At 51.8% G+C, this 23,268-nt stretch carries 28 protein-coding genes, 1 pseudogene and 1 riboswitch; of the genes and pseudogenes, 3 read left to right on the top strand and 26 right to left on the bottom strand.

The features are described from left to right. Positions 1-108: 108 nt before the first annotated feature. Both AC0YNU_RS32715 and pth read right to left on the bottom strand, forming a co-directional pair. On the bottom strand, positions 109-339 hold the full coding sequence (locus AC0YNU_RS32715) for an anti-sigma-F factor Fin (RefSeq protein ID WP_475764197.1): 231 nt from the start codon (positions 337-339) through the stop codon (positions 109-111). 218 nt (positions 340-557) lie between these two features. Next, the gene (gene pth / locus AC0YNU_RS32710) at positions 558-1,118 is read right to left on the bottom strand and encodes an aminoacyl-tRNA hydrolase (RefSeq protein WP_475764194.1); all 561 of its coding nucleotides are present in this window, start codon (positions 1,116-1,118) and stop codon (positions 558-560) included. A 130-nt stretch (positions 1,119-1,248) separates the two neighbouring features. Here pth and AC0YNU_RS32705 point away from each other — a divergent pair, with 130 nt between their 5' ends. Next, positions 1,249-1,449 (top strand): hypothetical protein, encoded by a 201-nt coding sequence (locus tag AC0YNU_RS32705; protein WP_475764192.1) that lies wholly within the window; start codon positions 1,249-1,251, stop codon positions 1,447-1,449. Between the two features lie 41 nt (positions 1,450-1,490). Here the strand turns inward: AC0YNU_RS32705 and AC0YNU_RS32700 are convergent, their stop codons facing one another. The 14 genes and pseudogenes from AC0YNU_RS32700 to AC0YNU_RS32635 form a co-directional block, all read right to left on the bottom strand. Continuing rightward, on the bottom strand, positions 1,491-2,141 hold the full coding sequence (locus AC0YNU_RS32700) for a 50S ribosomal protein L25 (RefSeq protein ID WP_475764190.1): 651 nt from the start codon (positions 2,139-2,141) through the stop codon (positions 1,491-1,493). Between the two features lie 202 nt (positions 2,142-2,343). After that, the gene (gene glmU, locus AC0YNU_RS32695; protein WP_475764188.1) at positions 2,344-3,747 is read right to left on the bottom strand and encodes a bifunctional UDP-N-acetylglucosamine diphosphorylase/glucosamine-1-phosphate N-acetyltransferase GlmU; all 1,404 of its coding nucleotides are present in this window, start codon (positions 3,745-3,747) and stop codon (positions 2,344-2,346) included. Between the two features lie 230 nt (positions 3,748-3,977). Next, complete coding sequence (spoVG, locus tag AC0YNU_RS32690; RefSeq protein ID WP_018759486.1) at positions 3,978-4,262, bottom strand: septation regulator SpoVG; 285 nt, start codon at positions 4,260-4,262, stop codon at positions 3,978-3,980. A 138-nt stretch (positions 4,263-4,400) separates the two neighbouring features. Further along, positions 4,401-4,784, bottom strand: a complete 384-nt coding sequence (locus AC0YNU_RS32685; RefSeq protein ID WP_475764185.1) for a RidA family protein — start codon at positions 4,782-4,784, stop codon at positions 4,401-4,403. Between the two features lie 49 nt (positions 4,785-4,833). Further along, positions 4,834-5,661 carry a pur operon repressor gene (gene purR, locus AC0YNU_RS32680; RefSeq protein ID WP_475764183.1) on the bottom strand — a complete coding sequence of 276 codons (828 nt, stop codon included), beginning with the start codon at positions 5,659-5,661 and terminating at the stop codon, positions 4,834-4,836. An 83-nt stretch (positions 5,662-5,744) separates the two neighbouring features. Next, entirely contained in the window at positions 5,745-6,599 is an 855-nt protein-coding gene (gene ispE, locus AC0YNU_RS32675) for a 4-(cytidine 5'-diphospho)-2-C-methyl-D-erythritol kinase (protein WP_475764181.1), read from the bottom strand. A 357-nt stretch (positions 6,600-6,956) separates the two neighbouring features. Beyond that, positions 6,957-7,127: pseudogene (locus AC0YNU_RS32670) on the bottom strand (small, acid-soluble spore protein, alpha/beta type); the annotation flags it as partial. 191 nt (positions 7,128-7,318) lie between these two features. Then, positions 7,319-7,591, bottom strand: coding sequence for a biofilm formation stimulator Veg (gene veg / locus AC0YNU_RS32665; RefSeq protein WP_090648920.1), 273 nt, complete (start codon positions 7,589-7,591; stop codon positions 7,319-7,321). A gap of 152 nt (positions 7,592-7,743) precedes the next feature. Then, complete coding sequence (gene yabG, locus AC0YNU_RS32660; protein ID WP_475764179.1) at positions 7,744-8,619, bottom strand: sporulation peptidase YabG; 876 nt, start codon at positions 8,617-8,619, stop codon at positions 7,744-7,746. Positions 8,620-8,694: 75 nt separating this feature from the next. Next, positions 8,695-9,597 carry a 16S rRNA (adenine(1518)-N(6)/adenine(1519)-N(6))-dimethyltransferase RsmA gene (gene rsmA / locus AC0YNU_RS32655; RefSeq protein WP_475764176.1) on the bottom strand — a complete coding sequence of 301 codons (903 nt, stop codon included), beginning with the start codon at positions 9,595-9,597 and terminating at the stop codon, positions 8,695-8,697. A gap of 5 nt (positions 9,598-9,602) precedes the next feature. Continuing rightward, a complete protein-coding gene (gene rnmV / locus AC0YNU_RS32650) occupies positions 9,603-10,157 on the bottom strand; it encodes a ribonuclease M5 (RefSeq protein ID WP_161705212.1) in 555 nt (184 codons plus the stop codon). Between the two features lie 206 nt (positions 10,158-10,363). Beyond that, positions 10,364-11,506 carry a ubiquitin-like domain-containing protein gene (locus AC0YNU_RS32645; RefSeq protein ID WP_475764174.1) on the bottom strand — a complete coding sequence of 381 codons (1,143 nt, stop codon included), beginning with the start codon at positions 11,504-11,506 and terminating at the stop codon, positions 10,364-10,366. Between the two features lie 235 nt (positions 11,507-11,741). Then, positions 11,742-11,951, bottom strand: a riboswitch (cyclic di-AMP (ydaO/yuaA leader). 185 nt (positions 11,952-12,136) lie between these two features. After that, positions 12,137-12,907 carry a TatD family hydrolase gene (locus AC0YNU_RS32640; RefSeq protein ID WP_475764171.1) on the bottom strand — a complete coding sequence of 257 codons (771 nt, stop codon included), beginning with the start codon at positions 12,905-12,907 and terminating at the stop codon, positions 12,137-12,139. A gap of 18 nt (positions 12,908-12,925) precedes the next feature. Next, on the bottom strand, positions 12,926-14,242 hold the full coding sequence (locus AC0YNU_RS32635; protein WP_475764169.1) for an HD domain-containing protein: 1,317 nt from the start codon (positions 14,240-14,242) through the stop codon (positions 12,926-12,928). 272 nt (positions 14,243-14,514) lie between these two features. Here AC0YNU_RS32635 and AC0YNU_RS32630 point away from each other — a divergent pair, with 272 nt between their 5' ends. Further along, positions 14,515-14,769: an AbrB/MazE/SpoVT family DNA-binding domain-containing protein gene (locus AC0YNU_RS32630; protein WP_161705218.1), complete on the top strand. Its 255-nt coding sequence runs from the start codon at positions 14,515-14,517 to the stop codon at positions 14,767-14,769. 111 nt (positions 14,770-14,880) lie between these two features. Here the strand turns inward: AC0YNU_RS32630 and rsmI are convergent, their stop codons facing one another. From rsmI to AC0YNU_RS32580, 10 genes are all read right to left on the bottom strand, one after another. Next, positions 14,881-15,771 carry a 16S rRNA (cytidine(1402)-2'-O)-methyltransferase gene (gene rsmI / locus AC0YNU_RS32625; RefSeq protein WP_475764167.1) on the bottom strand — a complete coding sequence of 297 codons (891 nt, stop codon included), beginning with the start codon at positions 15,769-15,771 and terminating at the stop codon, positions 14,881-14,883. Further along, complete coding sequence (locus AC0YNU_RS32620; protein WP_475764165.1) at positions 15,768-16,550, bottom strand: tRNA1(Val) (adenine(37)-N6)-methyltransferase; 783 nt, start codon at positions 16,548-16,550, stop codon at positions 15,768-15,770. Before AC0YNU_RS32620 ends, rsmI begins: the two co-directional genes overlap by 4 nt. Before the next feature lie 107 nt (positions 16,551-16,657). Continuing rightward, positions 16,658-17,008, bottom strand: a complete 351-nt coding sequence (locus AC0YNU_RS32615) for an initiation-control protein YabA (RefSeq protein ID WP_475764210.1) — start codon at positions 17,006-17,008, stop codon at positions 16,658-16,660. 95 nt (positions 17,009-17,103) lie between these two features. Further along, a complete protein-coding gene (locus tag AC0YNU_RS32610; RefSeq protein WP_475764162.1) occupies positions 17,104-17,907 on the bottom strand; it encodes a PSP1 domain-containing protein in 804 nt (267 codons plus the stop codon). Positions 17,908-17,911: 4 nt separating this feature from the next. Continuing rightward, the gene (holB, locus tag AC0YNU_RS32605) at positions 17,912-18,889 is read right to left on the bottom strand and encodes a DNA polymerase III subunit delta' (protein ID WP_475764160.1); all 978 of its coding nucleotides are present in this window, start codon (positions 18,887-18,889) and stop codon (positions 17,912-17,914) included. Positions 18,890-18,910: 21 nt separating this feature from the next. Continuing rightward, positions 18,911-19,354: a YaaR family protein gene (locus tag AC0YNU_RS32600; protein ID WP_475764158.1), complete on the bottom strand. Its 444-nt coding sequence runs from the start codon at positions 19,352-19,354 to the stop codon at positions 18,911-18,913. 17 nt (positions 19,355-19,371) lie between these two features. Further along, the gene (locus tag AC0YNU_RS32595; protein WP_161705228.1) at positions 19,372-19,701 is read right to left on the bottom strand and encodes a cyclic-di-AMP receptor; all 330 of its coding nucleotides are present in this window, start codon (positions 19,699-19,701) and stop codon (positions 19,372-19,374) included. Between the two features lie 98 nt (positions 19,702-19,799). After that, positions 19,800-20,426 carry a dTMP kinase gene (gene tmk, locus AC0YNU_RS32590; protein WP_475764155.1) on the bottom strand — a complete coding sequence of 209 codons (627 nt, stop codon included), beginning with the start codon at positions 20,424-20,426 and terminating at the stop codon, positions 19,800-19,802. Between the two features lie 68 nt (positions 20,427-20,494). Then, positions 20,495-21,997, bottom strand: a complete 1,503-nt coding sequence (locus AC0YNU_RS32585; protein ID WP_475764153.1) for an aminotransferase class I/II-fold pyridoxal phosphate-dependent enzyme — start codon at positions 21,995-21,997, stop codon at positions 20,495-20,497. Between the two features lie 166 nt (positions 21,998-22,163). Continuing rightward, a complete protein-coding gene (locus tag AC0YNU_RS32580; protein ID WP_475764151.1) occupies positions 22,164-22,352 on the bottom strand; it encodes a sigma factor G inhibitor Gin in 189 nt (62 codons plus the stop codon). Positions 22,353-22,573: 221 nt separating this feature from the next. Between AC0YNU_RS32580 and AC0YNU_RS32575 the strand changes: the two genes are divergently transcribed. Beyond that, entirely contained in the window at positions 22,574-23,107 is a 534-nt protein-coding gene (locus AC0YNU_RS32575) for a transposase (protein WP_475764148.1), read from the top strand. The last annotated feature ends 161 nt before the right edge of the window (positions 23,108-23,268 follow it).

The following is a 23,268-nucleotide window of genomic DNA, read 5'->3' as shown; positions in this document are numbered from 1 at the left end:
TCCTTCATTTTATAGCGAAAGCACTGCCGCCATTCATCGATCGCTATTGATCAAAAAAGAAGCCTCAGCCACGCGCCAAGGCTCTTGTATTGCTCTGCTGGCCAGTTGTCATTGCAGCGGATTCGCCACTAGCAGCAGCTCCGGATTGCTCTCTATCGCTTCGCGACAATAATCGCAGACGACGTTAACCGTAACGTCTCCGTTCGAGTTATACGCTATTATATCGCTGCGCTCTTCGGGGGTCAAGAAATGGAAACCGAGCTGCGTCTCCGAGATCTGGGCGTTATCGATGGAGCCCATGGGCGTTTTGCAGTGCCGGCAAACATAATTCACAGCCATATTTATGCCTCCTGAGTGGTCGTTATACCCTGGTCGCGAACTTTCACTGATCCGTAAGCTTCTCTCAATGTTCAGTTGTACTGCAAGTTCGCTGCTCGGGTCTGCATCCTACCCTGGTCGCGAACTTTCACTGATCCGTGAGCTTCTCACTGTTCAGTACTGCAAGTTCGCTGCCCGGGTATGCATCCTATCCTCAGTATGCCCGCCGCCGGTCAAATTTAACGGTTGAATTTGGCCATCGTACGCTCGAATGAATTCGCAAGCGCGAACTCCGCCGCGTCGCAGCTCTCTTCCACCATCGCTTTCAACAGCTCTCCCTCGCTCTTCGGAAAATTCGAGAGCACGTAGTCCGAGATAATCATCCCGTTCGTCGGCCGTGAGATACCGACCCGTATCCGGTTGAAGGTCTGCGTGCCTGTATGTTGAATAATGGATTTGATGCCGTTATGGCCGCCTGCGCTGCCCTGATAGCGGAGACGTATCCGGCCTGTTTCGGTATCCATATCGTCATAAACGATGATGGCATCCTCAAGGTCCGCCTTAAAATAATCCATGAACCCGCGTACGGTCTCGCCCGACAAGTTCATATACGTCATCGGCTTGATCAGCGCCACCTTCGTTCCGGCGACGTTGCCTTCACCGATCAGTGCTTTGCATTTGTTTTGCGTCACCGAAATGCCCCATCGTTTGGCGAGCATATCGACGACCATGAACCCGACATTATGCCGCGTCCCTTGATAAGCGGTTCCGGGGTTGCCGAGACCTACGATCCATTTCATGCTGTTGTCGTCAACTCCTGTTCGTTTTCGAAAAATACTTTTTGCCCATGCAACGAATCTTCATTCCAAATGGTCATATGTATAGAGGCGGCGGACTGCCGAACTTCGTATGCAAAGGGGCGTTTGATCGATGTATATGAACGGTCAACTGATTTTCGACGATTGCCATTTTCAAGATCATCATGAATCCCATGTGCCCGTACAGGTCTACTATGGCATTCAACATCACGATATCGGCTTCGTCGAACAATTCAGTCCATCGTACATCAAGCTCAATAATATTTTCTACAGCCGGAAGCAATTTACCTTCGTGTCCAGGCCCGGATACTGAAAAAAAGTAAAGGGGCTGCATCGGCAGCCCCGCTTTCGTCGTTATTCCGATGTATGAACTTCCATCTTCGCTTCATGCGACCGCTCTGCGGCAGCTTCCGCATCCTCGGCAGCCTCTTCGGCTTCTTCCGCCGACAGATCTTTCTGCGGCAGCAGGATCGTGACCACGACATGATCGGGTTCGACCCGGGTCGTCACGCCCTCCGGCAGCTTCAGGTCGGCAACCAGCAGGTTCTCCCCGATAGCAAGTCCAGTCACATCCACCTCGATTGCTTCCGGAATTCGATTCGGCAAGCAATGAATCTCCAATTCATGAAGCATCGCTTGCAGAATGCCGCCCTCACGTACGCCGGAGGAATCGCCAACCACGTCGATCCGAACCATGGTCTTGATCTCCTGATTCATGTTCACTTGATGAAAGTCAACATGCAGCACATTGCGTGAGAGAGGCTCGCGTTGTACTTCCGTAAGCATGACGGGCTGTTTGCCCGCTCCTGGGATATCGAGCTCCAGCAAGGCATGCGGATGGGAGCGAAGCAGCGAAGTCAGCTCCTTCTCATTCACCGCCACACTCAGCGGCGTGCTGAGCTTCGTTCCATATACGACGCCGGGAACACTGCCCCGCAGCCTCAATTTCCGTAAGTCACCTTGCGTGCCCGTCTTCCGTTCTTCAGCTTGAAATGGGATTGCCATTGTGGAAACCTCCTTGTACAATTCGATTTCCATATATTCATACCCATTCCGGCTAGGAATTAAACGATTCTTTCACCGCAGAAGCACCCCTGCGACTGTAATGGAGGTTCCCTGGACGCAAGAAAAGGACCCCCTCGGCGTCAGTAATGCCGCCTCCGGAGCCCTCCTTTATGAACGATGCACGGAACGAAATCAACTGAAATTAATCTTTTTTGGCTTTGGCTTCTTTCTTCGCTTTGGCGCGTCCGCGCAGCTTCTCGGCATAGCCGGGCTTATTCTCCTGGCGCGCGCGTGCGATGGCCAAATCATTAGCCGGCACGTCATGCGTAATCGTCGATCCGGCCACCACATAAGCGCCGTCTCCGACTTTAACGGGTGCAATCAGATTCACATTGCTGCCGACGAACGCATTGTCGCCGATTTCCGTAAGCGACTTGTTATAGCCGTCGTAATTAACCGTAATCGCGCCGCAGCCGATGTTCACGTCCTTGCCGACTTTGGCGTCACCAACATAGCTCAGATGCGAAACCTTGGAGCCGTCGCCGAGCTCGGCATTCTTCAGCTCGACGAAATCGCCGATCTTGCAGCCGACGCCCAGCTTGGAGCCTGGACGAAGGTTCGCGTAAGGACCAACGGCACTTTCGTCGCCGATTGATGATTCCACGATCACGGAATGTTTCACCGTCACGCCGTTGCCGATCGTCGTATCGGCAATGTCGGCATTAGGACCGATGACGCAGTCTTCGCCGATTACGGTTGTGCCGCGCAGCACCGTCCCGGGATAAATGACCGTATCGGAGCCGATGACAACGTCTGCCTCAATATAGGTCGCGGCTGGGTCGATCACCGTAACGCCGGCTATTTGATGCTTGCGTACGATGCGCGCGCGCATGAGCGCTTCCGCTTCGCCGAGTCCGACGCGGTCATTGACGCCAACGCCCTCTGCATAGTCCGGCGTACAATAAGCGCCGACGATCTCTCCGTCGTTCTTCAAGATCTCCATAACATCCGTCAGGTAATACTCGCCCTGCGCATTGTTATTCGTCACTTTAGCGAGCGCCTGGAACAGCTTCTTATTATCGAAGCAGTACATGCCCGTATTGATCTCGCTGATTGCCGCCTGCTCCGGCGTGCAGTCCTTCTGCTCTACGATACGCAGGACGTTGCCGGCTTCATCGCGAATGATGCGGCCAAGTCCTTGCGGATTCGGCACGACCGCCGTCAGCACCGTTGCTGCCGAGCCGATTTCCGTATGGTAGCGAAGCAGCGAACCGATTGTTTCCGAGGTTACGAGCGGCGTATCGCCGTACAGAATAACCGTCGTGCCTTCTTCACCGCCAAGCAGCTGCTCTGCCTGCTGGACCGCATGTCCTGTGCCGAGCTGCTGCTCCTGAAGCGTGAATTCCACTTCGTCTCCCAAGAACGAGCGAACCGTCTCTGCGCCATGACCGACGACGACGACCGTTCGCTCGCAAGCGGCATCCTTCACCGTTTGGAGCACATGCGCCACCATAGGCTTGCCGCACACGGGATGCAATACTTTATATAATTTGGATTTCATGCGTTTTCCTTGGCCTGCTGCCAGGATGATAGCCATTACTTTCACGAATTGTCCCTCCACCCTGAGTCAACCGTGGACTCATATCAAATGCTCTACTGAATATAGCGTATCCCAGGGCAAAAGAAAAGAGAGCCTCGCGGCTCTCTTCCTTGAAAATCCAATCGTTGTATTGTCTCACTATAATACCGCAGTTGGATTTCTCTGGAGTGAAACACGCCCCGCCGCCAGAAGGACGGCGACAAGCCGGTTCACCTTATTACCCCAATATTCCCAAATTAAGCGCCTTCTTCAATGACTTCTTCTTCCGTGGCCGCACGCTCGTACTCAGCGAGTACGGCAGCTTGAATCTTCTCCCGTGTCGTCGAAGAGATCGGATGTGCAATATCGCGGAACTCTCCATCCGGCGTACGCTTGCTTGGCATAGCCACGAACATCCCATTGTTGCCGTCTATCACACGAATATCGTGAACGACAAACTCATTGTCAATGGTAATGGAGGCGATCGCCTTCATGCGACCTTCGGAATTTACTCGGCGGAGTCTAACATCGGTAATTTGCATCTGTGTTCACCACCTTTGCCTATAGAAGACTTGGTGTATACTTCCACATTTTGATGCGAAATCCTTCATGTTTCCGGGAATTTATTGGTTAATTTTGAAAATTTTTTTCGTTGTGAAGATTATTCTTTTTTATTCGACTTATATCGATACGATAAGCTCAATTTCGACAAGGACATCCTTCGGAAGCCGCGCCACTTCTACGGTTGAGCGTGCCGGCTTGTGGTCGCCGAAGTAAGAAGCATAGATGGTGTTGAGTGCTGCGAACTGATTCATGTCTTTAATGAAAACGGTTGCTTTGACAGTATCGGCCAGGGTCGCGCCCGCCTCTGCCAAAACCGCTTCCAAATTGCGAAACACCTGATGCGTTTGCTCTTCGATACCGCCTTCGACCAAAGCGCCGTCCGTGTTCAGCGGGATTTGTCCCGACGTAAAGAGCAGGTTGCCCAGCTTCATCGCTTGGGAGTAAGGTCCGATGGCGGCAGGTGCCTTGTCGGTCGAAACGATCTGTGGTTGGACTTTCATGATGGTTAATCCTCCGTTTGCTTGTAAGTGGTGTGTAGAAAGTTCTTGCTTACACGTTGAAATAGTTGCCCGGGATGACCGTCGTCTGCTTCGTCTTCATATCTACGGCCGTCAGTCTGGCAAGGGATACGTAGTCCTCCAACAGCCGCTCTTCGGTATCGAGCTCGCCGGATTCCACGAATACGCCTACGCCTGCGACCTTCGCGTTAAATTCATAGAGCAGGTCCATCATGCCCTGGATCGTGCCGCCGGCTTTCATGAAGTCGTCCACGATCAGCACCCGTGCGTCCTCTTTGAGCGCGCGGCGGGCCAGCGACATCGTTTGGATTCGTTTGTTGGATCCGGAGACGTAGTTAATGCTCACGGCCGAGCCTTCCGTAACTTTGTTATCCCGGCGCACGATGACGACGGGCAAATTCATGCAGGCTGCCGTTGCGTAGGCGAGCGGAATACCCTTCGTTTCCACGGTCATGATGACATCGATATCCGCATCGGCGAAGGCCGTCGCAAACATGCGACCGACGTCCGCCAGAAGTCCCGGCTGTCCCAGCATATCCGTCATATATAAATATCCGCCGGCCAGTACCCGCTCCGGCTGTTCTAATTGACGACAAATGCCGTTCATAATGTTCAGCGCTTCCGAAGAGGCCATTTTCGGCGTGTATTTGACGCCGCCTGCCGCGCCTGCGAGCGTATGAAGCTCCCCAAGCCCTTCTTCTTCGAATACTTCCTTAATAATCGCCAAATCCTCGCTGATGGACGACTTGGCAGACTGATAGCGGTCAGCGAATGCTGTTAGAGAAATTAACGTGTGGGGGCGCGTAAGTAAGTATTGCGTCATTTCAACTAACCTTGCACTTCGTTTTAACTTCTTCAAATCGTTACACCCCCGGCTAAATCCGAATAATATAAAGACAATATACCATTTTCATACGGATTTAATCAAGGTTTACGTAGGCTTTATGTCAGCATTCTTACCACATAAACTTCTTTGCAAAATCCGCGCAGCCCATTATAGATCCTCGAGACCTTCGCTTCCTTGCTGACCAAGCCGAATACGGTCGGGCCGCTGCCGGACATCAGAACGCCATCCGCACCGAGCCGCTGCATGCTTTCCTTCAATTGAAGCACCTCAGGGTACAGTGGCAGCGTGACGGTTTCCAGCACATTGCCGAGGTTCGCGCACACGTCCGTAAACGAACCGGTTGCAATCGCTTCCACCATGTTTTGGGTAGACGGATGCTTCTTCAGCTCGGATGCCCGCAGCTTGCCGTACACGTCGGCCGTCGAAACATTGATCGGCGGCTTCGCCAGAACGACCCAGCATTGCGGCGGATTCTCGATCGGTTCAAGCTTCTCGCCGCGCCCGCGCGCGATGGCGGTGCCGCCGGTCACGCAGAACGGAACGTCCGACCCTAGCTCGGCCCCCAGCGTACAGAGCTCGTCCTCCGAAATGCCAAGCTGCCAGAGCCGGTTCAATCCGCGCAGCGTCGCCGCCGCATCGCTGCTTCCGCCAGCCAGCCCGGCCGCAACCGGAATGTTTTTGTCCAAATGAATATATACGCCCTTACGCACGTTATAACGGTCCTTGATCAGCCTCGCGGCTTGAAAAGCCAAGTTCTTCTCGTCCAAGGGAATATAGCCCGCCTGGCTGGATATAAATATGGAATCGCTCGGCAATTCCTCCATCGTAAGCCGGTCGGCCAAATCGACCATGGTCATAATCATTTCAACTTCGTGGAAACCATCCTCGCGCTTGCGCATCACATCCAAGAGCAGGTTAATCTTGGCCGGCGCCTTCTCATAGATCTTCATGTTCGATTCACCCGTCCATTATCGTTAAACTTCACATATTATAACAAAAGGTCATAAGAAAAGCTAAGATGAAGGCGAGCACTGCTGCTTCGCCGCTTCATCTTAGCTCGTTAAGGCCCCTTCTTATTGATACATGACGGGCGATTGCTGCTGGGCTCCTGCCATAGCTTGCTGCATATACGGCGGTACGCTTGTCGTTGGCGTTACCGCCGGCTTCGTATGCGAGACAGCCGCATACGACTGCGCCGCTCTATAAGATGGCGTTTGATAGCTCTGAGCCGGCATCTGCGTCCGCGGCTGTGTTTGCATTTGCGTATGCGATTGCGCCTGTGGTTGCACGGCTTGCTGTGCCTGGTGTTGCTTTGCAGCTGCCTGCTCCGCCATCTGAATGGCGCGTTTCACCATGTTGCCGGCATCTTTCGCTTTAATGCTGCCCCAGCCTTCCCGCTGTACCGTGTCATAGAATCCCAGATCCTTGGCCAGCTCGTTTTTCAATTGCTCGCTCATCGTGCTGCGTCTACGGGACATTAGCGTGTCTCCTCCTTGATTTTAGTACGCGTGTTACCGTTAGTATGGTTGTTTTCTGCGTTCTCATTCCCTTGGGAAAAGTTGCATCCACCGCTCGCGGCGCACAAAAAAAATGCAAGCAACCCAAACGCTTCGCGTCTGTCGTTGCCTGCATCATGTAAGGAAGCCAAAGCATACATTCCGTTTGTTTGTTACTGTATATAGGTAATGCGTACCTGACCGTCATCGCTGTCAACCATCACTTCAACGGATTCCGTCAAAATATCGGCGTAGCTGTAAGACACGCGTTTGAACGCATGCTGTTCCTGATCAAGTCTGACAATAAATACAGAAGGGTAGATTTCTTCTAATACACCGGTCCGTTCAATAGTCTTTCGACGACCACCGTTTGCACGAAGACGTATTTTGGATCCGACATGGGTTTCCAAACTGCGTTTAATCTCCAATAGCGCATTTTTAGCCATTGTGCACTACCACCTCTTTCCTTGTCCATTATAACCAAGGGGAGGCGATTTGTCAAAAAAATTTAATTATAACAGTGGGCTAAATATATTGTCAATATAAAAAATCTTTATTTTTTCGACTTCATGTATATTTTGTCCCGCCTGCAAACGACCTATACGGTCGCCTTCACGCCAGTCAGCGTGCGGGGTTTCGGAAGACCTACCCGATGCTTGCCCAGGGTTTCAATCCCGCCCACGCCGTCGATGCCGCTGATGGTGCCATGAATGACATCCGTCAAATTAATGGTCTCCCGAATCGGCGTATAACTGGCTTTTATCGCGATGTAGACAGGGTCCAGCGCATGAATGAGCACCCTGCCCGGCGAACTGGCAAAATTCGAGCCCGATTGCAGCAGCGCTTCATAATGTGACTGGCAGGCACCCGCTACGATAATCAAACCGTCCCGGTTTTTCTCGTAATCGCGGGCGATCTGAACAGCATCCACGAAATTTTGCGAATTTTTGTAGGAGGCCAGATTGCTCAGATCATTCTGTTCCCGATTCTTCAGGACGCCGTCATGCCCGGTTATGACGATGATATCCGGCTTGATCTGCGGAAGCAGCCGATAGACGGCATCAGCCATCTGCGACTCATGCACGAATAAGCCATGGGCCGGAACGCGCATCTGCGTGTACAGCTGCATGCTCTTCTTCATATAATTGCTGTCGCCGTCCAGATGGAGCACCCTGCCTGGCACTTCGAAATAAGGCTGGGTCTGATTCTGCACGCGGAGCAGCTCCCGTTGAATAACCTGCTGCTGGCGCTCCTCCTGCAGCCGCTGCGTCGATTCTCCCGCCCTCAGACGCGCCTGCCGGATCGCAACCGGCAAATCGCCATCCTTAACGACCGATAAATCGACTATGGGTGCGTCCGCAAGCAGACGATAGTCCGTGCCCTTCAAAATAGCTGTTTGTTGATCGATTGTCGCAACACGAAAAAGGACGTCCCCGCCGTAGGATTTGCGGACGACCAGGTCCCCTTGCATCATGGGCAAATCACCTCTTCGTCTATCCTATGGGGAGACGCCCCTGATGGTGCGCTTCTTTGCGATGTTTTGCGGAGCCTACTGTTCCGCAGGCAAGCCCGCTTTCCGCAGTGCATGGCTCAGCGCGGCGAACTCCGCCAGAGACAGCGTCTCGCCGCGGCGCGACGGATCAATGCCGATGCCTTCCAGCAGCGGTCCAAGCAGCTCGCGATTCGGCTTGCCGACATAAGCAGTCAAATTGTTCGCAATCGTCTTGCGCCGCTGCGCGAAGCACGCCTGCACGGTTCGGAAGAAGAAGTCTTCATCTTCCACCTCGACCGCAGGCTTGTCCCTGAGCGACAATTTGATGACCGCAGAATCGACATTCGGCTGCGGGATAAATACCGTATGCGGCACGATACAGACCAGTTCCGGCTGGCAGTAGTATTGCACGGCCACGCTGAGACTGCCGTACTCCTTGCCGCCCGGCTTGGCAGCCATACGCTGCGCGACTTCCTTCTGAATCATAACGACGATATGTTCAAGCGGAAGCTTCTCTTCCAGCAGCTTCATTAGAATCGGCGTCGTCACGTAATACGGCAGGTTCGCCACGACACTAACGCCGGATAGACCGACAAACTGCTTCTCCATCAGGCCGGGAAGATCCAGCTTAAGCACGTCGCCATGCTCGACATGCACGTTCGGCGTATCCGACAGCACGTCCTTTAGAATGGGAATCAGCCGGTTATCGATCTCGACAGCCGTGACCCGTCCCGCGGCCTGCGCCAGCCGCTGCGTCAGCGCGCCGATGCCTGGGCCGATCTCAAGCGCGCCCTTCGTTTCGTCGAGCTCCGCCGCACTTACGATTTTATTCAATATATTTTGATCGATCAGGAAGTTCTGTCCGAGGCTCTTCTTGAACGTGAAGCCGTATTTCGCGATGATGTCCTTCGTCCGCTTCGGCGAGCCGACTTCCGCGGTCGCTTTGAAACCTTCTGTCATGCCGATTAGTCTCCTTCGCTCTCCATCGCCTGCAGGGCACGCCGGAATTCTTCCCGCGTAATCCGGAACGTGGAGCATCGTTTATAGAACTGCTTGCCGTTTGCATACCCGATTCCAAGCAGGTTACCCATTTTCAGCCTCCGCTCCGACGCCTGCGGATGAACGAGCAAGCCGGCCTGCATGAGATCGTCCATCGTGATCTCCGCGAGTCCGCCGTCCCCTTCCGCGGCTTCCGTCCGCAAATTGCTCAGCGCATGCCGGATGGCCTCCGGGGATGCATTCTCAACGCCGATATCGCCTTTGTAAAGCGCGTCCGCCTGCGGCAAGAAGGCATGCTTGCAGCCTGGAACGCGCTGCGCAACGATTTTGCGGATCCGCTCGCCTGCGTGGTCCGGATCGGTGAATATAATGACCCCGCGACGTTCCTGCGCCAGCTCGATGCGCCGCAGCACGGATTCTCCGATGGCGGAGCCGCCCGTTTCGATCGTCTCGGCTTCTACGGCACGCTTGATCGCTACCGTATCATCCTTGCCTTCGACGACAATGATTTCTTTCATCATGGGAACCTTATTCCTGCCTTTCGAGCAATCTTACCTATTAGACAAACATGCAAAAAGAAGAGGCATCGCCTCTTCTTATCATGGCATATTTAAGCATAAATTACGAATATGAATGAAGTAGAAGCACGATCACTCTTGCAAGCAAACAAGGGAGCTTCTTCCACTTCGCTCAGAAATCAAATGATAGCTGCAAGCTAACCCGGTGTCTACAGCGACTCCGGCTTTTTCGGTCCCAACACGTAAACCGTATAGCCCCGCTTTCGTCCGAAACGGTCTGCATACGACTCGCTATCGAAGTAAACGTCTATCTTGTTGCCTTTGATCGCACTGCCGGTGTCTTCCGCCCGGCGGAAACCGATTCCTTCAATATAGACCCACCAGCCGATTGGAATGACCTTCGGATCCACCGCAATCGTACGCCCTTCCTGAACGCGGGCGCCGGATGCCGTAATGCCGTATTCCGGATGTCCCTTGCTCTTGCCCGTGGAGGCAAGCCCAGCGGAATAGGCCGTTAGCGTTACGTTCTTAATCACTTTCTTCGCGCTGAAGGTTATGCCCCGCTTCGTCACGGTCGAACTGGTCTTGGCGGACAATACGGCTACCTTCGGTTCGGGCTTCTTGCTCCCGATCGATACGACTTGATTAACCGATGCTTGCGGCGTCAATTTCTCGACGAGCGATTGCGACACAAGCACGCCATCAGCGAATACAGTCTCATATCGCTTGACGACTTTACCTTGCTTGCCCGATTGGACAAGCTTTTGTTTCCCGACCGCGAGCTTCGGATCGTCCTTCTTCACCACCGTGAAGGGAACGTCGTACGTCGTCTCGGTATATTTCTTATCGATCCGGGTGACCGTTATGGTCATATTCGGTTCCAACGCAGCCGTCATGGAAGGCGATACCTTATCCTGACTGCGAACCGCTATATCAGCCTGATCGATCGCCGCCTGTACAGTTTTCTCTGTCGTGTACAACGTTCTTGCTTTGCCGTCAGCCCTTACAATAAGCGGGACAGCCTGATCGATAACGATCCGGTCGCCGTCGTTTATTCCGCCATCGAGCGGCATCGACACTTTATCATGTGCGCCGATAGTAATGGCTTGTTCATCCAGTAGGCGTTGAAGGACCCATTGTTTCGTGGATACAATGGTTTCTCGTCCGTTCACTACTACGGAGACATGCTTGTCAGCCGTTCCGTACAACAACACCAAAAACATGAAAGTCATAGCGATTGAGATCATGGCGCTCAGTACAATTAAACGCACATTCTCATGCTTCCATCGCAATGCGAAAGACATGCTGGATGATCGTTTCCCATGGGTGTCCTTAAGCTGGAGTTCTCCCACTTCATCGGTCCTCCTTACATAGCCCCGCCGCCTTGTTACGCATGATACTTAGACGCGACTATTGAGTTTTAGCGTGCAAGCACGCATTTTCAGCATTTCGCCCCAGCTCCTCCTCACGATATACACCCTATGTCGTCAGTTTACGCATTATTCAAACAAAAAGAAGCCGACGACAGAGGATCTGTTTCGTGGCTTCCCATTGGATAATGGCAGCTAGAGTTGCATGCACGAGGTTGATCTCTCTTATGGACGCTTGCGAGGTTAGCTGTCGGATTCGGGCGTGAGAGTCGCCCTATTCGCTCGTGACGCTTTTATTCCCCAGCGTCCTTCTGCGAAATTCACCCCAAGAAGAATTTCAATGTCTCCGCTGTTCGAATTGATACAAACAGTTTCAACAATTGGTTCCCCCGCTCTCCGGTGACCGGAGATTAAGCGATTATTTTGGAAAAGGAATACATGTTTTGTTGCTCTGAGATGAATCATACAGTCTAGCGCCGCACATTGTAAAGAACTGATTAATGACGATTTTAGTGAATTTCAAGGAAAATTACGAGAAAATCACGTGATTCTCGGATCAAAAATCACTTTTTTCACCGGATTTCATCCAAATGCTTACTATTTCCCTTGATTTCATGAGATTCCAAAACATTTCATCGCATTTTCCGTTGTAATCTTCCCAATTTCTTCTACAGATTTACCTAAAATATCCGCCATCGTATTTGCTACAAGACGGACGAAAGCAGACTCATTTCGCTTCCCGCGATGAGGATGAGGAGCCAAATAAGGAGCATCCGTTTCGATCAATAATCGATCTAACGGCACCTTGGCCATCACCTCTTTCGGTACCCGGGCATTTTGGAATGTAAGCGGTCCCCCGAACGAAATATAGAAGTTCATGTCCAGGCATTGCTTGGCCGTTTCCCAACTGCCGGAGTAGCAGTGCATGATCCCTCCGACCTCGCTTGCTTTTTCTTCGCGAAGAATGCGAACCACATCCTCATGCGCGTCCCGATTATGGATGACGATCGGCTTGCGCTTCTCTTTGGCGAGCGCGATTTGCTGCCGGAACACGCGCTGTTGAACGTCCTTCGGCGACGTATCCCAATGGTAGTCCAGCCCGATCTCCCCGATCGCAACCACCTTCGGATGATCGCAGAGGGAAGCGATCCATTCCAGATCCTCCGGCTTCATATCAATACTGTCCACGGGATGCCAGCCGACGGCCGCATAGATGAATTCGTATTGCTCGGCAAGTGCCATTGTGCTCGGAATCGTCTCCCGGTTAAATCCGATGTTGATCAGCTTATGGACACCTGCCTCAAGTGCCCGTTCGATGACCTCGGCGCGGTCTTCGTCGAATTTATGCGAGTCCAAATGGGTATGCGTGTCGATTAATAACATGGTTTTTGAAACCCCTTTCTACATTAAAGCAAATAATTCGCGTATATTCGCAGACAGCTGGTGCGCTGATTCACGCAGCGGTTCCTCCGGGTAATATAGGTGATACTTCCCTTGGTGAATGCCGGTAATGGAACGGACGATGTCGGAACGCCCGGATATTTCCGACAGCTGATCCTCGCCTGACAACAGCAGGATCGGCGGTTTTTCCTCTTTTTCCGCCTTTGCGGATGAACCTGGACGATACACATGGTAGGGCATGTCATAAGGAAAGTCAATTTCCAGGTGATACTCGGGATGAAGGCCCACTGCGCTAAACTGTCTGCGTATTTCCTTCCACAATTTTTCGTCTGCTTGATCCATGGTTATATATTTGTACAGCCTGCGATTCAGGAAGCGGCGGCACAGATCGGATAGCACTTCGTCGGGTTCGCCGGCCCATGCGGAGAACGCGGTTTGAACGAGCGCTTCGTCAAGCGCGAGATAATCTTCGATATCGATGGTCCCGGATATTAACTTCTCGAGCGGCTTCATCATCCATTTGAACGAGTAGCCTGCCCCATGAAGCTCTTTAGCTCTTCGGAAAATTAGCTTCAAGATGATTTCGGAGCTTCGCGTCACGGGATGAAAATAAACCTGCCAATACATCTGGTAGCGGGACATGAGATAATCCTCGACGGCGTGCATGCCGCTTTCCTTGACGACGATTTGTCCCTGATGCGGCCGAAGAACGCGCAGGATCCGCTCCAAATCGAAGGTGCCGTAATTGACGCCCGTATAATAGGCATCGCGAAGCAGATAATCCATCCGGTCTGCGTCCATTTGACTGGATACCAGCGAGACCACGATCGGTTCGTGATACGATTTGCAGATCACCGCTGCAACCCGCTCCGGATAGGAAGGATCGTATTCGCGAAGCACCTGATTGATCTCGGTATTCTCGAGAAGAATACGGCATGTCCAAGCTTCATGGTGCGTATCGAACACATCTTCAATGGAGTGCGAGAACGGTCCATGTCCGAGGTCATGCAGCAGAGCGGCACATAAGGCTACGAGCTTCTCCTCCTTCGGCCAACCGGGGTAACCGCTTCGCTCGAATTGGGAGATAATTTTGCGTGTAATTTCATAGACGCCGAGAGAATGCGAGAATCGGCTGTGCTCCGCGCCGTGGAAGGTCAAGTAGGAAGTTCCCAGCTGACGAATGCGGCGCAAGCGTTGGAACTCACGCGTATTGATCAAATTCCAGATCAATTCATCCTGTACATAGATGTACTTGTGGACCGGGTCTTTGAATACTTTCTCTTCGGGAAGACGATCCTTTGCTCGGCTGTCTGTCATTTCTACACGCTCCCACCGTTCGGTATTTCGACATAATTGTCGAACTATTGTCGAATTCTGTCACAATACTATTTCCAATATGTACGTGGTTGTTGTACTATATAAAGTAATGACAAATGCTTTATTCTAGAGAAATAGTGGTTACATAAGCCCTTGATCGCCATGGAGGGCATGTTGACTATTTTGGTAATCGTTGGTATTATTAAGACATTCATTGATAGAATTTTGTCGAATCGTGGCGACTGAATACTATGAAAGGGGAATGAATAGTTATGATGAAATCCACTGGTATCGTTCGTAAAGTTGATGAACTCGGCCGTGTTGTTATTCCGATTGAATTGCGCCGTACGCTCGGCATTGGGGAGAAGGACGCCCTGGAAATTTACGTGGACGGCGAGCGGATCATGCTCAAGAAGTATGAGCCTGCTTGTATCTTCTGCGGCAATGCCGAAAACGTAGCCTATTTCAAAGGAAAAATCGTCTGCAATGTTTGTTTGACGGAAATGCCAACTCCTATTACAAAATAAGAGACAAATCCAGAATTATAGGTTATAATGAAATTATCCAATTTGTTAATTCTAACCTTTTTCATACTCCTTGATGCCTTCCTGTGCCATCCGGCCAGGGAGGTCTTTTTTTTATTTTTTCATGACTTCATTATATACGTCCCGCTTCTGCAGCCCCCGGTCCAAAGCCACGCGTTTAATGGACTCTTTTCGATCGCCGTTTTGCGCTTCATAATGCGCTACATGATCTTCAATGCTAAGCGGAATCCACCACGATGCTTCTTCCTGCTGTGCAGCCGCTGCTTCCTCGCCGCTGATCCCCGCAATGACAAGGCAGTATTCCCCGATAGGCGGATGCTCTTCCAGCCAGGCGATGCATTCCGAAATTGTACCGCGTACGATTTCTTCATGTCGCTTGGTCAGTTCCCGGACCATTGCGATTCTTCGATCTCCCCATTGCTCCAGTATGATCGGGAGCGTCTTCGCTATGCGGTGCGGAGATTCGTAGCAGATTAACGTCTCTTCGTGACGCTGAAGCTGACTCAGCCAGTTTACAAGCGGCTTGCGTTCGCGCGGCGGGAACCCTGCAAACCGGAATTGATCCGTCGGCAGTCCGGAGACGATCAGCGCCGACAATGCCGCATTGGCTCCCGGAATCGGCACAACCGTCAACCCGCGCTCAGCCGCTGCCGCTGCCAGATCCGCTCCCGGATCCGAGATGGCCGGCATGCCTGCATCGCTCACGAGCGCAATGGATTGTCCCGCTTCCAATAGACGAATCAATTCAGGACCGCTGGCATCTTTATTATGTTCATGATAGCTGACTAGCCTGGCACTGATCTCGAAATGAGCAAGCAGCTTGCGCGTCTGCCTCGTATCTTCAGCGGCGATCAGATCGACTTCCTTCAGAATGCGAATCGCCCGGAACGTCATATCCTCCAAGTTACCGATCGGCGTGCCGACCAGATATAGGGTGCCTTTTGCTTCACCGATTCCGTCCTTAAAGCTGCGTTGTACGATCATTGCCCATCTCCCTCCATTCCCGCAGGTTTCCCCGTCCGATCTCCATAGTAAATCTGCATTAACTCTTCATTATATTGGCGCTGATCATTGTACACGATAAGAGGCGGCAGCATTCGGAGCTCCGGCTTGCCATCCCGGGCGGCTTCGATTAACACCATGTTAGCCTCCGACTCCTTACTGGGATGAACGAAGCGCATCCGTTTCGGTTCCAGCTTCCATTTGCGCATCGTTTCCAGAATTTCAACCAGCCTGGAAGGGCGATGAACCATAGCCACGCGCCCGCCCGTTCGGACGAGCCGTGCGCAAGCGGCTACAATGTCGTTCAACGTGCCGTTGCGTTCATGGCGAGCCATTGCGAAGTGCTCGTTCTCGTTCTGATCGCCTGTGCCCGCCGGCATATAAGGAGGATTCACCGTAACGACATCGTAGATGCCTTGACCAACCTTTTTATGAAAATCCCGCAAATCGCACTCATATACCGAAATGCGATCCTCCAGTCCATTCGCCGATATGCTTCTCCGTGCCATATCCGCCAAGCGCGGCTGGATTTCAACCGCATCGATAACCGCCTTCGTCCTCGTCGTCAGCAGCAGTGGAATAACGCCATTGCCGCTGCACAGATCCAGGATTTTACCTCGGGGCGGCACAGCCGCGAACCGAGCCAGCAGCACGGCATCCATCGAGAAGCTGAACACCTCCCGGCTTTGAATAATATGTAGTTGATGCGTCAATAGATCATCGAGCCTCTCGCCCGGGTTCAGTACTACTTCGTTAACCACGTATTCATGCTCCTTAGTCAGTTCGTTCTATTATATGCAAACAAGACCCTGTGTTAGAGGGTCTTGTAAACTAACCGCGCCATTCGCCGGCCGCGTAGATGTTCGTATTAATCTTTATTGAGAAACGAGAGGCAGAACAAACAGTCGCCTTCCGTGCGCAAATGCCCATAATACAAATTACAAATATGAAACCCTTCATGATACAGGCGTGCTAAATTGTCGTATCCCTGACCAACTGCCGACGGATCTCCCGTCAACACCGGTTCATCGTTCGATCCGGTATCTTCAGCCGCGGCGTCCTCAACGATAACGGGTTCCGTCTTCGGCGTATAAGCCGCGGTTTCCCGCTTTAATACTTTGCGCAGCTGTCCATTTTCTATGCTAAGCCGGTTATTCTCTTCCAGCAGCGCCTTAATCTTCTGCTTCATCGAGCCGAGCTCCGTATACAAACTGCCCATATGCGCTTCCAAATTGCTAATTTCGCTGAAAATGTCTTTTTTCAAGTTTCCACCCCAAGGCTATACAGCTTCGGATTTCACGTGGCCTGTTGGCCTTATTTGATGACGACGTCATCCATCGGTAATTCCTTCGGTTTGCCGCCGACTTCGAACAATTGTACGTAGACCGATTTGGAACCGGCGTTGATTCCCGTTACTTTTCCTTCGCCATAGGAGGTTATGACGATCTTGCCTATTGCGGGAAGCTCTTCACGAATGCTTTCGTAATTATCATGCTCGTACTTGAGGCAGCACATCAGACGCCCGCACAAACCGGATATCTTCGTCGGGTTCAGCGACAAGTTCTGATCCTTGGCCATCTTGATCGATACGGGTTCAAAATCACCCAGCCAGGTCGAGCAGCAGAGCACGCGTCCGCAAGGACCGATGCCGCCCAGCATCTTCGCTTCGTCGCGAACGCCGATTTGGCGCAGTTCAATCCGCGTGCGGAATACGCTCGCCAAGTCCTTCACCAGCTCACGGAAATCGACGCGTCCTTCGGCCGTAAAGTAGAAAATAATTTTATTGCGGTCAAACGTGAACTCGACATCTACCAGCTTCATCTTCAGCTGATGATCCCGAATCTTCTCCAAACATGTTGCAAACGCGTTGCGTGCCGCCGACTTGTTCTCTTCGACGATCTTCGCATCGTTGTCACCCGCGATCCGAATGACTCTCTTCAGCGGGAGGACCACATCCGATTCACCGACTTGTTTGGGTCCTACCACTACTTTCCCGTACTCGATCCCTCTGGCCGTTTCCACGATGACATACTGTTCCTTGTCCACCTGGAAATCGACGGGGTCAAAGTAATAGATCTTGCCCGCCTTCTTGAAACGGACACCCACGACGGTATACAATTATTCACCCCTCCTGTACGCGGATCAGCAACTGTTCAAGCGCTAATTGCGCCGACACGTGCGCGCGGATGCGCTTGCCTGCCTCCAGCGTGTACTCCATACACGCCACCCAGCCCTCTGCCGGGCGTGAATAGGCATGCTTGCCAATCCAATCAAGCTGATCTATAAAAACGAGCGACTCATGTCTTCCTGCTTGAAAATGAATCATATCTTTGTACCACAGCATCAACAAAGACAAAAGAAGCTGCGGCTGTTCACCAAGCTCCGTCTTCATGATCTGCTGCTGCAAGGACATCATTGCCGCGGTGAACCGGCTTAGACTGTCCTTTCCCAATTGTATCACTACGTTTCTCATTTCTGCAAACCCATTCTGCTGGATAAGCGCCCGGCAGGCGTCCAGTCCCGAGGCCAAATGAACAGCGGCGCGCGCAGGCAATTGCGGCAAGCCTTCATCGACGAGCGTTTGCAGCATCTCATGCGGTGCCAGCGGCATGAAGGGAACGAGCTGCGTACGCGACCGAATGGTTGGCAGCATCGCTTGTCCGTTCTCGGTAAGCAGAATCGCCACGACTGGCGATTGAGGCTCCTCGAGAAACTTCAGCAAGCTGTTGGCAGCTTGCAGCGTCATACTCTCCGCCCGCTGCATGATATATATTTTACGGGCCGTATTTATGTTTCGATAAGCGAGCTCACGCTGGAGTTCGCGAATTTGGTCGATTTTAATAGAATTGCCGTCCGGCTCGACGATATGCAGATCCGGCTGATTGCCGTGGTCGAATTTCCGGCATTCGAGGCAGTGGCCGCACGCATCGCCGCTGCCTTCGGTGCAGAACAGCGCCTTCGCGAAAGCCATGGCCATTTTCGTGCGACCGCTCCCCGGAGGTCCGCTGAATAAGTAGGCATGCGACACTTTGCCGCTACTCAGCGCATATTGCAGGATGCGTTTCGCCTTCAATTGTCCGGCAAGTTGTGCGATGCTCATAGATCATGAATCCCTTCTTTATCAAAAAAACAAATTAATCAGCATGCCGCGGATGTCGCCAACCGACTGCAGCAGCTTAAGCCGCCCGTCTTCGCTCTCCAGCAGCTCCTCGCCCATCAAGACGAGTGAGGCATCGATCTCCTCCAGCAGCTTGTAGCGCTTCGTACGGCCGCGTCGGTCGAAGCCGCGGGTTTCCTTCATCCCAACGCCGCGGCGAACCGTATCCTCAAGAAACTGCTTCACCATTTGGCGATACAGCTTCAGCTCTCTGACCGTCATCGACCGCGCTAAACGTTCGCCTTGATTATGAATATCCTTCAGCTTCTCTTGCAGCTGCTCGATCGTCCGCTGTTCGTCCTGCACATTCATCACATCGGCAAAGTTTTTCATGGCAACAGGTCTTGCGCCAGAATCCGGCCGTGATCGATCGGCACCTAAAGGACGCCATCCGGGATTGATTTTCATTGCTCATTCACGCCCATTCAGAAATGTTCAAAACGCTCGACAGGAACGACGAATACTGCCGCGCCGCCAACCTGAACCTCTACGGGGAATGGAATATAGGAATCGGTCGTGCTGCCCATTGGAGATACGGGAGAAACAAGCTGGTCGCGGACTTTGCAGTTTGAACGGATAACATTCAGCACTTCGTGAACCCGTTCGTCTTCGATCCCGATTATGAATGTCGTATTGCCTGCACGCAGGAATCCGCCGGTACTCGCAAGCTTCGTTGCCCGGAAGCCCTCTCTTACGAGCGCGTTCGACAGTCGATTGCTGTCCTTATCTTGAACAATCGCAATAACTAATTTCATCCTAATCCCTCCCATTATTCTTTAAGAAACCACAGGTCATGCGATTTCATTGAAAATCGACTCTTCTTAATAATTTGACACGGAATGCGATTAATCCTTTAAATCCGCGCATTTAAGATCGTAACAACGTCTCTCAAAACGTACGCAGGCGCTTGTTCCGCATCAATCCGCATGATCCGATCAGGCTCTTTCGTCATCAACTGCCTGTAGCCTTCTCTTACCGCTGCATGGAACGCGAGCCCCTCCAAGTCCAGCCGGTTGATTTCTCTGCCTTCGCCCGCGTGAATACGCGCCAAGCCCGCCTCCGGCGATATATCAAGCCAGAACGTTAGCGCCGGCATATGACCGCTAATCGCAAATTCATTAATGGATTGGACTTCCGCAATGCCGAGGCCGCGAGCATGCCCTTGATAAGCCAAGCTGCTGTCGATAAAACGATCGCAGATGACGACCTCTCCCCTCGCAAGAGCAGGGAGCACCTTTTCCACTAAATGCTGCCGTCGCGCGGCCGCGTAAAGCAGCGCTTCCGTACGCGCATCCATCTCTGTATTTTCTTTATCGAGCACAATCCCGCGGATTTGTTCCGCGATCGGAATGCCGCCCGGTTCTCTTGTCGTCATTACTTGCCTGCCTTGATTGCGGAGCGTTTGGGCGAGTTCGTCGATCAGTGTCGTTTTCCCAGCGCCTTCTCCGCCTTCAATCGTCAGAAACCATCCTTTATCCACTGCGGTACTCCTTTTGTCTTGTCTGTTAATACCCCTATCATATCAAAGCCAATCATACGCGTAAATCGCTACCGATCGGCGGAAACCGCTATTGTTCGCATTGTAGGATCAGTCGCCCCTTGACATCTGGCACCATCCGCAACCAACTGCTTGATCATGGTTATGGCATCAGCGGATATTCGTTCTCCTTCATAGAGCAAAGGAATACCCGGCGGATACGGGATGACGGCTTCACAGGCATAGCGCCCCGCGGCCTCATCCAGAGGAATGCGCTCCATTCGGCTGCTTCTATGATGGTTTGCACCGAAGCGGTTGAACTTTACTGGCTCCGACAGGCCGCCTTGTAATTGAACAGGGGTAGGCTCAACTTGAATGTGAGGCGCATGATCATCCGTCTCCACTTCCTTCATGATTGCGATTATAGCTTGTTGAAGCCGCTCCGCCTCTTCTATAGAAGCCCCTATACCAAATAACAGCACCACATAACGCGAATCTGCCATTTCCGCGTATACACCGAACGCCTCCAGCCTTCTGTGCAGCTCAAAACCCGTCAGTCTACCTGTACGGTCGTAAAGCAGCACGCGAAGTGGATCTAACTGCATACGATCCGTAGTCTTCCTCGCCATGCCAACCGAATGCTGTTCATCGACCCATTTTTCAAAAGCTTCTGCGGCCGCCAATCCACGCTCGAATATGTCGTTGCAACGCCAATCTATCATTGCCCGGGTAATATCAAGCGAGGCCATAATGGGGTAGGAAGGACTGGAACTTTGGATCATGCGTAAAGCTTCAGCGACGGCATGATGGTTAATCCGTTCCCCTTGAATATGAAGCATAGCCCCCATTGTAAGGGCTAATAATGTTTTGTGCGTAGATTGGACTACGGCATCCGCGCCGGCTTGTAGAGCCGATTGCGGAAAAGCCGGATGTAGTCCGTAATGAGCGCCGTGAGCCTCGTCTACGAGCAGCATTTTATCGTAACGATGCACGAGCTCCACATAAGGTGCTAGATTTACACTCAGTCCATAATAACTCGGGTTAGTCAGGAATACCGCTTTAGCCTCCGGATATTGCCGAAGCGCCTGTTCAACTAACTCTAATGACGGGACTACATCAAGACTTGAACCGGCTTCGCGTTCCGGCATGAGGAACACCGCCCTGGCTCCCGACAGTTTCAGTCCATTGAGGACCGATTTATGCGCATTCCGCTGAACAATGATTAAGTCATCCGGTTCGCAGGCTGCTAAAATCATGGCCAGATTGCCTGCCGTGCTGCCGCCCACCAGGAAGAATGTCCGTTCCGCTCCAAAGGTTGCTGCGGCCAGTCGCTGTGCTTCTTCAATAATGCCCGATGGGGCATGCAGATCATCCGTCATGGATAGTTCTGTTACATCCATCTCCATAACAGTCCTAAAGGATTGCAAGGTGTGATCGGGCAAGCCAGGTATACTAGCCAGAGACTGCCCGTATTTATGACCCGGCACATGATAACTAACGGGATGAGAGCCACGCAGGGCGAATAAGGCATCAAATAGTGGTGCGTGCCACGCTGGCTTCGCATGTTCTGTCATTATATATTCCTCCGGATTCCATCTCGTACTATCCTATAATCATAATGGATTCCGTGGTCGACATAAACTGTGCCGCGTCGAGAAACAAAATAATCCTAAATTCCCTCGCTTGCGAATCAACGAGAAAATTAAGGATCATAAGTGCAGCAACAATCTAGTGTGAGAATTATGCATTGTTTTGGAGCCAAATGCGTCTAAGCTGATGAATAAAAAATGGATACTTGGCATCCTGTACTTCCGTATGAACCATTTCAAGCTCACAGGAATCGCAAATGAAACCGTCAATGATTCGAATACCTTCTTGTTTCTCATGACCGCAAATGATACATAGACCATTTGATGTTTCTTCCGTCATTTCGCTTCACCTCACCCAGCAAAATAGGTCATTTCCTCTAGTATGCCACAAAGTCTAGCAAGCTATACGGCTTTTCATAGCCCATTTCAAATAGTAATACAGTTTATGTCGAAACGCCCAGATTGGTGAAGGATAGCTCGCACTTCTTTTCGAAGGGAAGTCTACACATTCCCGCATCAAAATCCGATACTTGCTGTAGAACAATGAAAGGCGCTGACGAAATGAAGAAAGGCACGCTCGCTGAACAGGATAAAGCAACGATCTATCAATATCAGCTGATGAATAAAATACTCGTTCGGGATGAACTGTACCGCAGCTATCTCTGTGCGATTTCCATCCTTGCGATCTTCCTCCTCCTTATGTATCGTCTAGACGGAGTCAAAGCGCTAGGGATCGGAATCCTCTGCAGCCAATTTATTCATTTCCTCATCATCCGGCTAACCCTCATACGCGTTGACGAGCCGGATTATCGACGATGGGGCTGGCGAGTATTGGGGGTTTGGATTGGATATATACCGGTGGCTTATATGGAATTAGGACTATTCCGACGTGTGCATCGGCATTTATTTTGGCTCGGACTATGTGCCATCGGATTATTATATCCGTGGGCTAACGAGGCCACCATGATCAGCCTTACAATGAGTCATATTTGGTTCTTGGCCCCTCGCTTCATTATGATCAGGAGGCTGCGCAAATCGCGTCGGGATGGCATTCTCAAAATCACAGCAACCGAAGTCAGCTACTATCATCGATAAAGCACTCCCAAAGTGCAGATGACCATAGCTGACTTTTTATTTGGGTAACCTAAACAACAAAAAACCGACTGCAATTCTGCAGTCGGTTCATCGTGCTTGGCAACGTCCTACTCTCCCAGGACCCTGCGGTCCAAGTACCATCGGCGCTGGAGGGCTTAACG

This window comes from Paenibacillus sp. J31P316, assembly GCF_056269105.1.
Note: the sequence above shows the minus strand (reverse complement) of the source record. Positions and strands in the feature narration are given on the sequence as shown.